This is a genomic window from Helicobacter sp. (assembly GCF_022511165.1).
In the GTDB taxonomy this organism is placed as follows: Bacteria; Campylobacterota; Campylobacteria; order Campylobacterales; family Helicobacteraceae; genus Helicobacter_C.
Map to the genome: position 1 here is coordinate 1 of NZ_JAFLSB010000006.1, position 13,611 is coordinate 13,611.

The following is a 13,611-nucleotide window of genomic DNA, read 5'->3' on the forward strand; positions in this document are numbered from 1 at the left end:
AAAAAGTCTGTATTAAATTGATTATCCATTGGGCGAATATCAAGCAAGATAATTTTTTGCTTTTGGGCAAGGAGATGTGCGATAAATCCCTTAATGCTTGAGCCTACATCATAATGCACACTTGGCTTATGCTCTAATACCTTTCGCGCTCCCCAAATATCTTGTATAAAATATTGCCCATTTCCTCCACTCAAATCGCCCCCATTTTGTGCGTATTTATCACCAAGACAGAGATAATCCCACGCACTATCAATCTCAAATCGCTTATCTGTATTAAGGCGCGTATAATTTGCTTTATCTTGTGCAATCTCTTTTTGACTCATTTGGTTTTTGCTCTCACTTGCTATCGCCCACATCTTACAAGATAGCTGATAAAAAGGGCGCACAAGCTCTCTTAATATTTTTTCTGCCGATGATTTCTTTTGTTTCATTGCAAATCCTTTATCGAGTGAGATGTAGAGATTCTATCATTTTTTACCCCTTTTTGCCTAAATCGCCCGAATATAAGTAATATAGTCATACAGCTCATACCTGTAAAAATGACTTCCCCAAAGGAATTGAGCGCTTTTGTTTGTGAGAGGGTGAGTATGCCAAAGCTTATGCCGGTAGTGAGTGCTGAGAATAAAATCGCGTGAGTGGCACGAGAATCTTCTGTCTCTTTTATAGCATAAATGCCATAATCCACGCTTACTACAATTAAAATAAGCAAAGCAAAAAGGTGCATCATATTAAACACGCTATGACTTGATACAACACATAGAGCCATACTTAGAGGGAAAAGCACAAAGTTTAGGGCATTAAAAAATGCTTTCCCTACGCTTAAGGCAAGAGAGAGAAGCATTAAACAAAGTGCGAGGATAAGCACAATGAGCATAGGCTGATAAATCGCATCTGCTAAGCTATCCATAGTTTTTTGCAAAGAGCGTGATTCAAGACTAATGTGAGCTTTAGCAATGGATTCTAGCTCTTTGGTGTTCCATAGATTTGTAGGGGCTTGTTTATGTGCGATACTCTCTAAAAGCGTATTGGCTTGGGTGAGTTGCTCTTGTGAGAGCGAGAGTAGATAGTAGTATTGTGGGAGTTGTGAATCTCCTTCTTTGCGATAAAATCTAAGCCAACCTAAATCTTTAGCTAAACCACGCACAAAGAGCAAAAGCCCCTCTTTTTCTTGCGCTATGATAAGCACTTGTAACTCATCTTTGGGAGTAAGATTCTCAAAAAATGCCCTCTCTTCAAGCATTGCTTGATTTTGATAATCAAGTTTTGATAAGTCAAAATCAAGCTTCAAGGTGCTTAGGGCAAAAGCAAAGCCTATACACGCAAGAATTAAGAATATGATATTTGGCACAAGTGGCTTTTTGATTTGAGAGAGAGTATGGAAAAGCCGCGGAGGATTAAAACCTATGCGCGGATAGATAAAAGCAAAACTGATATAAGAGATACTTAGTGAAATCATCGCATAAAGCGAGAGTTGTGCTAAAAGTGGAAAGGGGATAAAAAGACATACGCCAAAGCCAATCATCGTAGTAAGATAGCCATAAAATACCGGACGATTAAAGGCAGGGCGAGGAGAATTGGCATTTGCATAAGCCCTTGAATGCGTGTAGAGACCAAAAAAATGGTGGTGCATCATATAATCAATGGCGATATTTGAAATACCCATACCAAAGCTTAAAGCCATAATTGTAACCTTTGGATACACTAAAAGTGTGAGCAAAATAGCGATTGTATTTGAAAAAATAAGTGTTAAAATTGTGCTAAATGTCAAAAATGGTATGCGGATAATCACAAAATAAATAATAATAAACACAAGCGATGCAAAGCCTAAGAGGAAATTTACTTCTTGCAAAATAAGATGAAGATTCTCTACGCCCATAAAATCAGGTGAAAAATAATGCAGAGTAGGGTAATCTTTTTGCAGAGCTTTAAACTCGCTTAATGTGCTTTGTAATGTAGAATCTTCGAGGTTTTCAAGCTCTGCTAAAAGCATTAGTCCATAATCCCCCGCACGCAAAGGCTCTGCTACGGGGAGATGCCCAAGAGAAGGTGCGAGTTTGCTCAAAAGCGGCTCAAAAACAGCAGGTTCAGAATCTACATTCTGCCCCTTTGGTGCAAGGAGATAGGCATCATTATGCGTTAAAAAATCATAAAATGAGACATAGAGTGATGGCTCATTTTTGCTCACAGAAATGATATGAGGCATCGCCATAAGGCGCTTTTCTACTTCTATGGCGATTTTATGTGCCTCTTCATCAAAGCCTTTAATGGCAATTGGCACATATTTTGAACTTGCAAAATATCTATGGGCTTCAATGACAAGTTTGCTTTCATTTTGCGGGAATAAATCAAGCACCTCTTGACTTATTCTCTCTGGCTGAAAAACCCACGCGAAAATGCCAAATACTGCAAGAAAAAGCAAGATAAAGAGAGCAAAGAGTTTTTTCCCCCACATTGCTACCCCCCTTCAATCTCTCCTAAATAATTTAGAAACTTCAAATCCTAGAATCTACAAAGCCCTTGATACGCCTCAAAGGAGACTTATTCTATGAATTTTGCTTTTATATCACTTAAAGGACTTTCTTTATTTTGCTAATAGATTGAGCTTAGATTTTAAAAGGATTTTCAACCACTTTTTTTCTATCTATGATATAAGGGATAAGCGCCATATGTCTTGCGCGTTTGATTGCTACTTCTACGCGTTCTTGCCAACGTTTTGTGTTGCCTGTAAGACGTCTAGGCATAATCTTATAACGTTCTGAAAGTGAGTGCTTAAGCATCTCTATATCTTTGTAGTCGATAAATTCAAGCTTGGCTTCAGTGTATCGGCAGTATCGTTTTGAGTATTTTTTCTTTTCCATATTATGCTCCTTGTGATAATGTATTTTTGAAAAGATTAGAAAGGTATCTCATCTTCATCGATATTAATTTCAGGGATATTTTGGGTGTAATTTCCTGCTTGGGTATTGCCACCGCTATAATTCCCACCGCCATAATTTTGCGCTTGGTTGGGTTGTTGATTTGAAGTATTGCTCCCATAATCCCCGCTAAAATGAGTATTTTCTGCTGATGATTTAGAATCAAGCATTTGCATACTCTCTGCGGTAATGGTATGTTTGCTTCGTTTTGTGCCATTTTGGTCGCTCCAAGTCTCAAAGCTTAGTCGTCCCTCGATAAGCACTTTACTTCCTTTACGCAGATATTGATTGGCTACTTCAGCACTTCGACCAAAAAGCTTCACATCTACAAAGCACACTTCCTCACCTGGGCTCCCATCTTGTTTTTTAAATCGGCGATTGCTCGCTAAGCCAATAGTTGCTAAAGCACTTCCACTAGGCAAATATCGTAATTCCACATCACGAGTGAGGTTTCCTAATATAATTACCTTGTTATACATTGGCTATCCTTGTTTATTACGATTGTTGAGAATCTTCTTGTGTCTCTGTGGTTTGAGGCTCTTCTTTTGCTTTTTGAGCCTTTGGTTCTGGCTTGTTATTTGCTCTATCTACGAGGGTTTGCCAAGCTTTTTGCTCTTTTTTGTTTTCATATTTTATAACAATAAAGCGCAAAATTTCTTCATTAATGCGATAATTGCGCTCAAGCTCTTTGATTAATCGTGGCTGTGCTTTGAAATAAATCACATAATAGTATCCACGTTTATTCTTTTTGATTTCATAAGCAAGATTGCGCATACCCATATCAAGGCAAGTTTCAATCTCGCCACCATTTTTTGTAATCACTTCCTTGAAAAATTCAAGCTGTGTTTTAATTTCCTCTTCCACAAGCGTGGGCTTAAGGATAAACATCGTCTCGTATAATTTCATTTTTGCTCCTTTTGGTGTAACCGCCCTTTCCGCGCCCTCATAGCACTCACTAAACTAAAATGAGATAAGGCTATGAAATTTAAAAAGCTATAAGCTTTTGGCAATGAAAGAGCAAGGCATAAGGGTGGATTCTATCGTATCATTTCTTGAATTTTAATTAAACTCCACATTGATTGTTTTGATTTGCCTTTGCTCACTTCATATCGCCAAGTCGAGAGAAGCTCAAAAATAGCAATATATTCTGTTTCTCTAAAGCGGATACAATAGCGCGTCAAATGCTCGATAATATGTGTCGGCGGGGCATAGCCTAGAATCTCCTTTGCATCGGCTTTTCCATTGATTTTGATTGAGGCATAAAATAAAAAGAGTTGATAAAAAAATCGCTGAATCTCCGAAATCATTGCTATCTCATTCACGCCCTCTTCATAAATACTTTGCAACATTTCTATAAATGGCTTTTTGTCCATAATGGCATAGCAAAGCTCACTCACGCTAAAACTTGCTATGCCATCACACAGCAGATTCACATCGCTTGGCTCAATAGGCTTTCCCGCATAAATGACAAATTTTTCTAGCTCTTTTAAAGAAAGCGCGATGTCATTATTTTGTAATTCTAGGATATGTCTTAGAATCTTATCGTCAGTATTTAGCCCTAGCTCCTTGCTTCTCTCACGCATAAAGCCCATACATTCACTCATATTTGGTTCAAAAAATCGCACTTCTATAATGCTATTTTGGGGATTATCTTTGAAAATTTTTGTATTTTTAAAATACCCTGCGCAAGTTTTGCAATCTCTTGCATAGTCAGCATCTGTTTTATTTGGTGCTTGGTAATACTCGATAATAAGGGCATTATGGGGATTATGCGCAAGTGAGTGTAGATAGGTATCAATATCAGTTTTAGGGAGCTTATGGTTGATTTTTACAATAATCAGTGAGCTATTGCCAAAGAGTGAGCTTTGTGAAAGGAGGGCATTAATACTAGGTAAATGATACTCATCAAAATAAAAAGTTGTTTTTTCTTCACTTTTGAGGCAATGAGCAATCTTCTTACTATAATAGCCCACCAAAAAGCTATTACCATAAAGAAAGCTCACGCGCGGCGCAGATTGTTTTAAAAGCGTATCAAGTTGAGATTTATACATAGAGAATCCTTAAATGAATACATCAATCATATAAGGATTCTATCACAAGCAAACTTTTATTTATCAAAACCTTTAAAGCCTATCTCTATCATACCAACAAAGTCTTTTGAGTGAGGATAAACAAGGCTAGAATAGTCATTGCTTGCGCTTTGCAAATCAAAATATTTGCCTATAAGCCTCACATAATACATCGTGTTTTGCGTGATATGAGCAGAATATCCTATGTAAGCATTGATAGTGTAGCTATAATCTTTGATTTCTAGCGTAACATTATTTAAGGTATATTTGCCTATGCCAACCCAAGCATATCCAGCCCCATAATCCAAATATGAGTTTCCTAATGGGATATAGCCTTCAAGTTCCCCGCCTAGCATTGATATTTGTCGCTCTAAGCCACTTCCTTTGCCCACTGCTCCATTGTGTTTATTGTTTTCCAACACAAGATTTACAAAAAGCGGTGCATTTTTCCCTGCGATATTCACTCCAAGTTTTACATAATAATCAATAATAAAGAGATTATTTTTGTCTGTAATACCCAAATCATTTGCGTTTTGTGCTAATGTAGAGCCTCCACCTATGCGCCCACCTATTCCAATTTGCGCCCTCTGCCAAAACACACTTTTGCTTTCTAGGGCAAGATAGCCACTATAGCTTTTTATATCTTTGCCCCCAAAATTATCATACTGCCCACCTAAGCCAATGTGCCCATACACGCAAGAGTTTTTCTCACATTGCAGAGCATAAACAGAAGTGCTAAAAATACAAAAAAGACTAAAGAAAAAGATATTTTTCAACATTTCTAACCTCCATTTTTTATTGACTCTTAGGACTCTTGTCCTAAAAGGGCGTGGTTATTTCCACCAACCTTAAAGTAGAATTATGGTGTAAAGCACCGCTACTCATTATATTAATTTTTTATCAAATAATATTGATATAAATCAAATAAAATTTAAGATTCTATCACTTTTCCTTGTATGCGCCCACAGAGCAAATCGACTTCTGTAATTTCTACTTTTACGCGCTCAAAGCGCGAGAGTGATTGCAAAAGGGTAATTTTGACTTGTGGGAGGGTATCTAGAGCGATGCAGTGGGAGAGCTCATCTATCACAAGTGCCAAACATATAAGCGGCTTTTTAGAATCTAAAAGCTTTTTTGCATAACGTAACATTTTATAATGGTAAAATTCTTGCTCAATATGGCTTATTTGTTTTTCTTTGGCATTGATTTCACAAGCAATACCCTCTAATCCCTCAAGCAAAAAAGGCAGAGATTTTTTTTGGTGAAGCAGGGCTTTTAAGATTCTATGCACTACTAAATCGCTATATCGGCGGATAGGCGAGGTAAAATGCGTATAGCTTTCAAATCCTAGCCCAAAATGCCCTACATTATGCGTGCTATAAGTAGCTTTTGCTAAAGATTTAATGAGTAATGAATCAAGCACCTCTCTCAAAGATTCATCGCATTCTTTTTGGAGGGTGCAAATAATATGGTGGAGATCTTGTGTGGGAGGGAGGGTAAATCCTAGATTTTCAAGCTCCCATAAAAGCACCTTAGTGCGCTTTGGGGGCGGGTGGATTCTAAAAAGTGCCTTGTCTGCATAAGTTTCCAAAAATTTGGCACTTTCTTTATTGGCTAAAAGCATTGATTCTTCGATGATGCTATGTGCGAGCGTATGCTCTAACTCTCGCACACTCTGCACCTCTGCTTTCTCATCAAGGGTTAGAGCTATCTCTTTGGTGTGAAATTCATAGCCATTGCGCAATCTTTGAGCTTTGATTGCTTGCACATAAGGCACATACTCAATGAGCCATTTTTGAATCTTCTTTGGCAAGGCGGATTTTGTTTGAGTATTTGCACTTTTAGATTTTTTTAAAGGCGCAGATTCTGTAATCTTTGTAGAATCTGTGGGCGATGATGTGAGTATGCCTTTTTCTTGCAAAAAAGCCTCTATGCACTCATAGCTTAGAGTCGCTTGAGATGTAATGAGCGCTTCAAAAAGCGTAGATTTGCTAACTTGCTTCTTTTTATCAAAGGTAATTTGCCACACCATTACAAGGCGGAGTTGATTTGCTTTTAAAGAGCAAATGCCGCTACTAAGCTCAAATGGAAGCATAGGTATAACTTTGTGGGGAAAATAGAGGCTAAATCCTCTACTTCTTGCTTCTTTATCAAGCGCACTCTCCATACTGACATATTCGCTCACATCGGCAATTGCGACATAGAGTGTGCGATGTTTGCTATCAAAATAAATTGCATCATCGTGATCGCGTGCATTTTCTGGGTCAATCACACAAAAGGGTAAGTGGCTTAAATCAATGCGATGTGGATACATCTGCTTATATACTTCATCACCAAAAGCTTTGGCTTCTTGCAGGGCATTATGGCTAAATTCAATGTTTTGTGCGCTATGAAGCGCAATGTATTCATCAATGCGCGCATCTTCAAGCACCCCAAAAACCTCTATAATATTCCCACTTGCAATTTCTACCTTGACTACACAATGTGGTGGCAGGGCGCGGAGAGATTTTTGTGAGACTTGAAGTGGGATAGGCGATTGTGTGCGAAGCTCAAAAGCTTGGATTGTGCCTTTTTTCATTCTAAGTGTGGCGAGGACATAGGGTTTTGCGCGATAAAGCAAGGTAATAAAACGCGCTTTGCCTTGCTTTGTAAGTTTAGCAAGGACAATATCACCTTTAACAAAGCCATAAGTAGTGTTTTTATATGCTTTCTTGTGTGCTTGTTGTTTTGTGCGTTTGCTTTTTGTTTGAGATTCTGCTCTTCCTGTTTCAAGTAAAAAATCCTCTTTATGGGTGGATTGGAGGCTTTTGAGGAAGTATGTATGGGTAGAGGAAATATCAAGTGTGCCAAGGAGGAGTTGAGACTTAAGTTTAACTCGCGTCCCTTCACTCTCAAGCACATTTAAGTCTTCAAGTTGTTTGAATGCGTGAAGAAAAGATTTAGGAATATGTTTTTTATGTGTGCCATTTGCAATCAGTGCGTAAAAATAAATCATTTTAGATATGTATGTATCGCCAAAGCTTTAGAATCTCGCCTAATCGCTTAGGGGCAAAGCCTAGCTGCTCACAGCATACATTAAAACAAAAAGAATGTCCGGTTTGGCGTGAATGGATATGTCCGTGGATATTGAGTGAGCAATCAGCAAGTTTAAAAAGCTTATCGAGTATATCTCGAGTGGCACTAAAACGATCATTATGTTTGCGATTAAATACCGGAAAATGTGAAAACATAATGCGCTCACCCGCAATATCTTGCACAATGGCATTCAGGTATATATCTTCTTTTATCTTTGTTTTGCCAAATTCTTTATCAAGTTTTTTTATAATGGATTCTTTTTGCTCGATATTGAGTTTTAAGCCTTGTTGCACATACCAATTTTTGAGCGTCTTAAGTCTTTCAAAGCCTTCTATATCATTATTACCCACAATAAGCATTTTTGTACCTTTGAGTTTTTTGAGATAGGAAAATCCCCCGCTAAAATACAAATCTCCCAAATGCAATACATTATCTTTCTTGCGGACAGCTTGATTCCATAAATCCCTATGCAGTGCATAAAAATCTTTATATTGATGAGCCTCTGCAAATTGCAGGCGCGAAGGCTCTTTTTTCAGCACAGCTTTATGCCCAAAATGGCTATCAGAGATAAGAAAAGTATCTTCTGTGATATGAAAATTCATCATTTATCTTTCAATAGGAGTAAGGAGTCGCTTTGCGACATAGCCATTGATTTCACGCGCACCACTTGAACCTTGAAAAATATAGTGAATCTGCGCCCAAAGTCCATCTTCACTTAAAGAGATAATACGCATTTCTCGCCCAAGCGGAGCTTTTGCCACCACCGCAGCTTCTAAATGTGGCGCATTACGCACAAGTGCCACACTCACTTTGACTTTTGCATTAGGCTTTTGTGTCTGTGATGTAGTTTGTGTCTGTGAAATATCGACTTGTTTTTGCGTTTTTACTGGTGTTTGCTGTGTTTTTTCTTGTGTAGGAGATGCTGTATTTTGCGCTATATTGGGCGTAGGCTGTGTTGTTGGCGGGGTTTGAATAAGCGCACTTGTGATGATATAGCCCTCTTTATCAGCATAGCTAATCTTGCTCCACTTCCCGCTCTCTTCTATAAGATTCACGCTTGTTCCTTGTGGGAGTTTAGTAATAATTGGCGCATTTATATGCCCTTGTGTGCGGACATTTACTCCTCGCTCACTTCTAACAAAAAGCTTTTGGGGAAGCGTTTGTTGCGGCTTAGGCTGTGATTGTGGTTGTTGAGATGGTGTTGGTAGCGGAGGCTTATTTATAGTCTTTGGCGGCTCTTGTGGTTTTGCCTGTGTTGTTTGTTGTGGCTGTGCTTGAGCTATATGTGTTTTACCTTGAGTGGGGGCAGGGGTGTAGCTTACTGCAAAAAATTGTGCATTCGTTTGAGGCTTAGGGCTATCAAAAGAGAAAGTAATCATACCGCTAAAGGCATCTTTGTGGTAAAACTCCGCACGAAAAGTCTTTGCTGTGGTATCAAGGCTGTATTTAGGCAATAAGTCTTTTTTATAAATCTTCACGCCGCTTTCATTTGGTGATTCACTTGTTTGATTGGGCAAAACAAAGCCAATCACATTTACGCGATAATCGCTTAGGGATTCAAATTCTATACTTTCATTTTCACCCACATAAATAAGTGAGCCTATGGGAAATGTGCGCTTTTGCCCATTGATGAGAACATTCACACTTTTAAGGCTTGTATCAAAAGTGCGGTATTCGGGCAAAAGGGTGCTTAATGTAGTGGAACCATATTTAAGGGCAACTTGAGTTTGTGCTTGATTGAGTGAAAGTAAGCCTAGCAAATGGCTTTGGCTTTGTATATGGATATGTTTAAGCGACTCATTTTTGGGCAGAGGAAAATATGTGATATATGGGCGCAAGGTATTAAGGGGTAGGGTAATAAGCCCCTCAATATTTATTTCTAAAAGTGCAGGGGAGAGGAGCTCTTTTATCGTATGAACTTTGAGTTCAAAATCTCGCTCAAAGCCGATGCCAAGCTGTCCGAGCATTGATTCAATTGCAAGGAGATGATAATATACGCGTGTTGGCAAATCAAGCTCTTTGCTTGCTTCATTAGTAAGGGCGGGTTTGCCAAGCGAAAGAGAATAAAAAGTAAGCGCCCTTAGCTGCTCGAGATCATTTTTTGCTTTGGTGTGGGTATTATGTAAATGGTAGCGATGTATAGGCATAAGTAGATGCGTGTTAATATCTGCCACCATTTGAGTTGTAAAAGATTCTAATGCGCCATATTTAGCATTTTGAAGGCTTGATTGGTCAATGACCGAGCAGTTTCCCCAACGATTAGGATTCAGCAAATCATTGACATAAGTAGGACGCCAATACCCGCTCCCATCGTGCAAATGCAACGAAATATCAATGTGTGGATCTTTGAGGAGTTCTTTAATTTTTTGAATACTTGCATAATCAGGATCAGAAGCAGGAAGAGAGGCAAATTTACGATTCATATCGCCATATACACCGCGTGAGTTTGCAAACATTCCGTGCGGATTTACCACCGGCACAACCCACACGCTACCCTTTGTGATTTTGTAATGGCGCATAAAAAAATCACTCGCGTAGTATGCACCCGGCTCATTGCCGTGAATCCCGCCCATTAAGAGCAAAGTAGGAGCTCTTTTGTCGCCCTCATTGAGTTTATAAAGCGCAAAATCACGCACGAGATTTTCAGCAGACAAAGAGAGGGTAAAAATGATGCAGACAAAGAAAAAACGCATTATGCTCCCTTGATTTTAGCTAATTTTTGGTTTCTTTCTTCTTCCATTTCTTTATAGAGCATAGCGCAGGCTTTGGCGAGTTCGCGTATTTGCAGGATATACTCTTGCCTTTGAGCAACAGAGATTGCCCCCCTTGCATCAAGGATATTAAAGCAATGGCTTGCAAACATTGTATAATCATACGCTACAAGCGGGATTCTAGCTTGTAAGCAGTTTTGCACTTCTTTAGCATATTGTTCAAAGAGTGAAAAAAGCATTTGGGTATCAGCTACTTCAAAATGATACTTAGAAAATTCATATTCCCCTTGCAAATGTACATCAGCATAGGACATAGAATGTGCATTTGTAGAATCATTCCACGCAATATCAAAGATATTTTCCACCCCTTGAATATACATTGCTAATCGTTCCACGCCATAGGTAATTTCTACTGCCACAGGAGAGCAAGGGATACCCCCTACTTGCTGAAAATATGTAAATTGTGTTACCTCCATACCATCAAGCCATACTTCCCAGCCAAGCCCCCACGCGCCAAGTGTTGGGGATTCCCAATTATCTTCTACAAAGCGCACATCGTGGGAAGCTAAATCCAAGCCTAACATCTCCAAGCTTTTTAAATAAAGCTCTTGTATATGATTGGGGCTTGGTTTAATCAGTACTTGAAACTGATAGTAGCTTCCTAGGCGATTTGGATTTTCCCCATAGCGTCCATCAGTCGGGCGGCGAGAGGGAGCGACATACGCTACACTCCAAGGCTTAGAATCAAGGCTTCTTAATAAGGTTGCAGGGTGAAAAGTCCCCGCACCTGCAGGAATATCATAGGGTTGCACGATGAGACAACCTTGATTCTTCCAAAATTCTTGTAGCCTCAATAAAATATCTGAAAAACTTAGCATATCTCTCCTTTGTTAAGGCTGTGAATAAACATCATTTTGCCTTTTTGCACATTACAATGCTTTGCGACTACATCGCATTTGACTTTAAAGAGAAAGAAAAGTCGCTTATCTTCACACATATGCAAACATTCAAAATTCCCCATTCCTTTTGCTACAATCACATCGGCATTATCATAAATAGCTTGTGTTGGCTTATTTGCGTCTTCATAGACAAAGCCCGGACTCTTCACACCCGAATCAAGCAAGGTGCAATAGTTTTGTATGCTTTGTGCGAGGGGGTGAGATAAATCTTTAAGAGTCAAGTCATTGATGATAGGCTCACCGCGCAGAGCATAATATATCTGTAAATGCGGATAAATGCTTTTAAGTGAATGCAATAAAACTTCATCAAAGCAGTTTTCTCCGGCATTATCAGCGAGGTAGAGTAGGGTTTGTGCGTGTGTGAGTTGAGCGATAAATGGCGATAAATCAAAATATGCAAACTGCAGATTCTTCAAATCAAAATTTGTGTGCGTAAAATCAAAGTGATGCTGTGAGCCATAATCAATCACATTGCCTAAAATCGCTATCCTTATTGCCCAATCAAGTCGCCTAGAGATAGAATCCACGCTAAAGCTTTGAGTATGCAAATCTTTAGTGTGCTCTAGGGTGGATTCTAAAATTGGCGCAGGATAGGCTTCAAGGAGATTTTGCACAATGGCGTGAGCCTTTGTGATACTTGTGCGTTTAATTTCTAAAAAAGGGTCATCTAGATTTGCACTTTCTCTAAACGCCTCATATACGCTAATAGCAATTTGTGGGGGCATTAGATTTTTAGCCTTAAACGCATCGAGTATGGCATTGATTTTTTGCGCAATATCTACGCTATCACTTCTTTGTAAAAGGGAGCAGAGATATTGGACTTGATTTTGCAAACAAGTAAAACAAGCATTTTGAGCTATCATTTTGTCTCGGTCATATCAGTAACTTTGCCCCACATAAGGCGATACTTGCGCTTCATAAATTCTATTTCTTCGCGCGAACGCTCTAGCTCTGCACGGAGGGTTTCCATTGTTTTTTTATCATCATCATAGACTTCTTGCATTGAAATTAGCGCGTCTTTAAGGAAGCTATTTTCATTTTTAAAAGCACTAATGGTTTCATCTTTTGCCGCGACTACTTTATCGTGCAATCCTAAAATCGTAGAAATGGTTTTTTCTACAAATACTGGATCAATTTCTTTGCCACTCATATCTGCTGAAACAAGATTAGATTCTACTTTTTTAACCAATGCCCCAACGCCACTTGTAGCATCAACAAAGGTTTTATCTCCCTCTTTTTTACTCTTTATGCCTCCCTCATTGATAAGTTCTGTAATTTTGGCTTCGCTTAAGCCAGAGAGCTTAACAAATTCTGCTAATTCAACCCAAGTTGTTGTGTTTTCCATTAGCTCCTCCTCACCTCGATTTCAGCAGAATCAAGCTCAACTTTTTTTGCTTTCATCACGCGATCTTCTATAAGTTTTCCTGCAAGTTCATCATTTTTTAGGCTTAAAATTTGCATTGCTAAATATGCCGCATTAATCGCCCCAGCTTTGCCAATGCTCACGGTAGCCACAGGCATAGAGCTTGGCATTTGCACGGTGGAGAGGAGAGCATCAAGCCCATCAAGCGCCCCACCACTTAAGGGCACACCAATCACGGGTTTGCAAGTTTGAGAAGCAATCGCTCCTGCTAAATGCGCTGCCATACCTGCTGCACCGATGAAGACTTGTGCGCCGCGAGATTGCGCCTCTTTAACATAGGATTTTGTGCGTTCAGGTGAGCGGTGAGCCGAGCTAATAATCACTTCATAAGCAACATCAAATTTTTTAAAGACTTCGATACATTCGCTCATCACATTCCAATCACTCTTGCTCCCCATAATCACGCTCACAAAATCCATTTTTACTCCTTGTTATATTGCTTAAGTCGTGGATTCTATC

At 39.1% G+C, this 13,611-nt stretch carries 13 protein-coding genes and 1 pseudogene; all 14 read right to left on the reverse strand.

All coding sequences use genetic code 11. The features are described from left to right. A pseudogene (locus J1E28_RS01495) lies at positions 1-431 on the reverse strand (hypothetical protein); the annotation flags it as partial. Beyond that, positions 428-2,452: a hypothetical protein gene (locus J1E28_RS01500; RefSeq protein ID WP_291026170.1), complete on the reverse strand. Its 2,025-nt coding sequence runs from the start codon at positions 2,450-2,452 to the stop codon at positions 428-430. The gene J1E28_RS01500 and the pseudogene J1E28_RS01495, both read right to left, overlap by 4 nt. Before the next feature lie 151 nt (positions 2,453-2,603). Continuing rightward, positions 2,604-2,858, reverse strand: coding sequence for a 30S ribosomal protein S18 (gene rpsR, locus J1E28_RS01505; RefSeq protein ID WP_291026171.1), 255 nt, complete (start codon positions 2,856-2,858; stop codon positions 2,604-2,606). 35 nt (positions 2,859-2,893) lie between these two features. After that, a complete protein-coding gene (locus J1E28_RS01510; protein WP_291026172.1) occupies positions 2,894-3,394 on the reverse strand; it encodes a single-stranded DNA-binding protein in 501 nt (166 codons plus the stop codon). 16 nt (positions 3,395-3,410) lie between these two features. Then, complete coding sequence (gene rpsF / locus J1E28_RS01515) at positions 3,411-3,821, reverse strand: 30S ribosomal protein S6 (RefSeq protein ID WP_291026173.1); 411 nt, start codon at positions 3,819-3,821, stop codon at positions 3,411-3,413. A gap of 131 nt (positions 3,822-3,952) precedes the next feature. Then, complete coding sequence (gene holA / locus J1E28_RS01520) at positions 3,953-4,966, reverse strand: DNA polymerase III subunit delta (RefSeq protein ID WP_291026174.1); 1,014 nt, start codon at positions 4,964-4,966, stop codon at positions 3,953-3,955. Between the two features lie 56 nt (positions 4,967-5,022). After that, positions 5,023-5,763, reverse strand: a complete 741-nt coding sequence (locus tag J1E28_RS01525; RefSeq protein WP_291026175.1) for a hypothetical protein — start codon at positions 5,761-5,763, stop codon at positions 5,023-5,025. 152 nt (positions 5,764-5,915) lie between these two features. Then, positions 5,916-7,979, reverse strand: a complete 2,064-nt coding sequence (locus J1E28_RS01530) for a ribonuclease R family protein (protein ID WP_291026176.1) — start codon at positions 7,977-7,979, stop codon at positions 5,916-5,918. A 1-nt stretch (position 7,980) separates the two neighbouring features. Next, positions 7,981-8,661: a metallophosphoesterase gene (locus J1E28_RS01535; RefSeq protein ID WP_291026177.1), complete on the reverse strand. Its 681-nt coding sequence runs from the start codon at positions 8,659-8,661 to the stop codon at positions 7,981-7,983. A 3-nt stretch (positions 8,662-8,664) separates the two neighbouring features. After that, on the reverse strand, positions 8,665-10,752 hold the full coding sequence (locus tag J1E28_RS01540) for a M99 family carboxypeptidase catalytic domain-containing protein (RefSeq protein WP_291026178.1): 2,088 nt from the start codon (positions 10,750-10,752) through the stop codon (positions 8,665-8,667). Then, positions 10,752-11,648, reverse strand: a complete 897-nt coding sequence (gene glyQ / locus J1E28_RS01545) for a glycine--tRNA ligase subunit alpha (protein ID WP_291026179.1) — start codon at positions 11,646-11,648, stop codon at positions 10,752-10,754. The genes J1E28_RS01540 and glyQ overlap by 1 nt, the downstream gene beginning before the upstream one ends. Continuing rightward, entirely contained in the window at positions 11,642-12,592 is a 951-nt protein-coding gene (locus tag J1E28_RS01550) for an ARMT1-like domain-containing protein (RefSeq protein WP_291026180.1), read from the reverse strand. Before J1E28_RS01550 ends, glyQ begins: the two co-directional genes overlap by 7 nt. After that, on the reverse strand, positions 12,589-13,074 hold the full coding sequence (locus J1E28_RS01555) for a DUF3972 domain-containing protein (protein WP_291026181.1): 486 nt from the start codon (positions 13,072-13,074) through the stop codon (positions 12,589-12,591). The genes J1E28_RS01550 and J1E28_RS01555 overlap by 4 nt, the downstream gene beginning before the upstream one ends. Beyond that, a complete protein-coding gene (purE, locus tag J1E28_RS01560; RefSeq protein ID WP_291026182.1) occupies positions 13,074-13,571 on the reverse strand; it encodes a 5-(carboxyamino)imidazole ribonucleotide mutase in 498 nt (165 codons plus the stop codon). The genes J1E28_RS01555 and purE overlap by 1 nt, the downstream gene beginning before the upstream one ends. Positions 13,572-13,611: the final 40 nt, after the last annotated feature.

Coding starts and splice junctions, on each gene's coding strand:
- J1E28_RS01500 (WP_291026170.1), bottom strand. CDS start 2,452: ATGTGGGGGAAAAAACTCTTTGCTCTCTTTATCTTGCTTTTTCTTGCA.
- J1E28_RS01510 (WP_291026172.1), bottom strand. CDS start 3,394: ATGTATAACAAGGTAATTATATTAGGAAACCTCACTCGTGATGTGGAA.
- holA (WP_291026174.1), bottom strand. CDS start 4,966: ATGTATAAATCTCAACTTGATACGCTTTTAAAACAATCTGCGCCGCGC.
- J1E28_RS01540 (WP_291026178.1), bottom strand. CDS start 10,752: ATGCGTTTTTTCTTTGTCTGCATCATTTTTACCCTCTCTTTGTCTGCT.
- J1E28_RS01525 (WP_291026175.1), bottom strand. CDS start 5,763: ATGTTGAAAAATATCTTTTTCTTTAGTCTTTTTTGTATTTTTAGCACT.
- J1E28_RS01555 (WP_291026181.1), bottom strand. CDS start 13,074: ATGGAAAACACAACAACTTGGGTTGAATTAGCAGAATTTGTTAAGCTC.
- glyQ (WP_291026179.1), bottom strand. CDS start 11,648: ATGCTAAGTTTTTCAGATATTTTATTGAGGCTACAAGAATTTTGGAAG.
- J1E28_RS01550 (WP_291026180.1), bottom strand. CDS start 12,592: ATGATAGCTCAAAATGCTTGTTTTACTTGTTTGCAAAATCAAGTCCAA.
- rpsF (WP_291026173.1), bottom strand. CDS start 3,821: ATGAAATTATACGAGACGATGTTTATCCTTAAGCCCACGCTTGTGGAA.
- J1E28_RS01530 (WP_291026176.1), bottom strand. CDS start 7,979: ATGATTTATTTTTACGCACTGATTGCAAATGGCACACATAAAAAACAT.
- purE (WP_291026182.1), bottom strand. CDS start 13,571: ATGGATTTTGTGAGCGTGATTATGGGGAGCAAGAGTGATTGGAATGTG.
- J1E28_RS01535 (WP_291026177.1), bottom strand. CDS start 8,661: ATGAATTTTCATATCACAGAAGATACTTTTCTTATCTCTGATAGCCAT.
- rpsR (WP_291026171.1), bottom strand. CDS start 2,858: ATGGAAAAGAAAAAATACTCAAAACGATACTGCCGATACACTGAAGCC.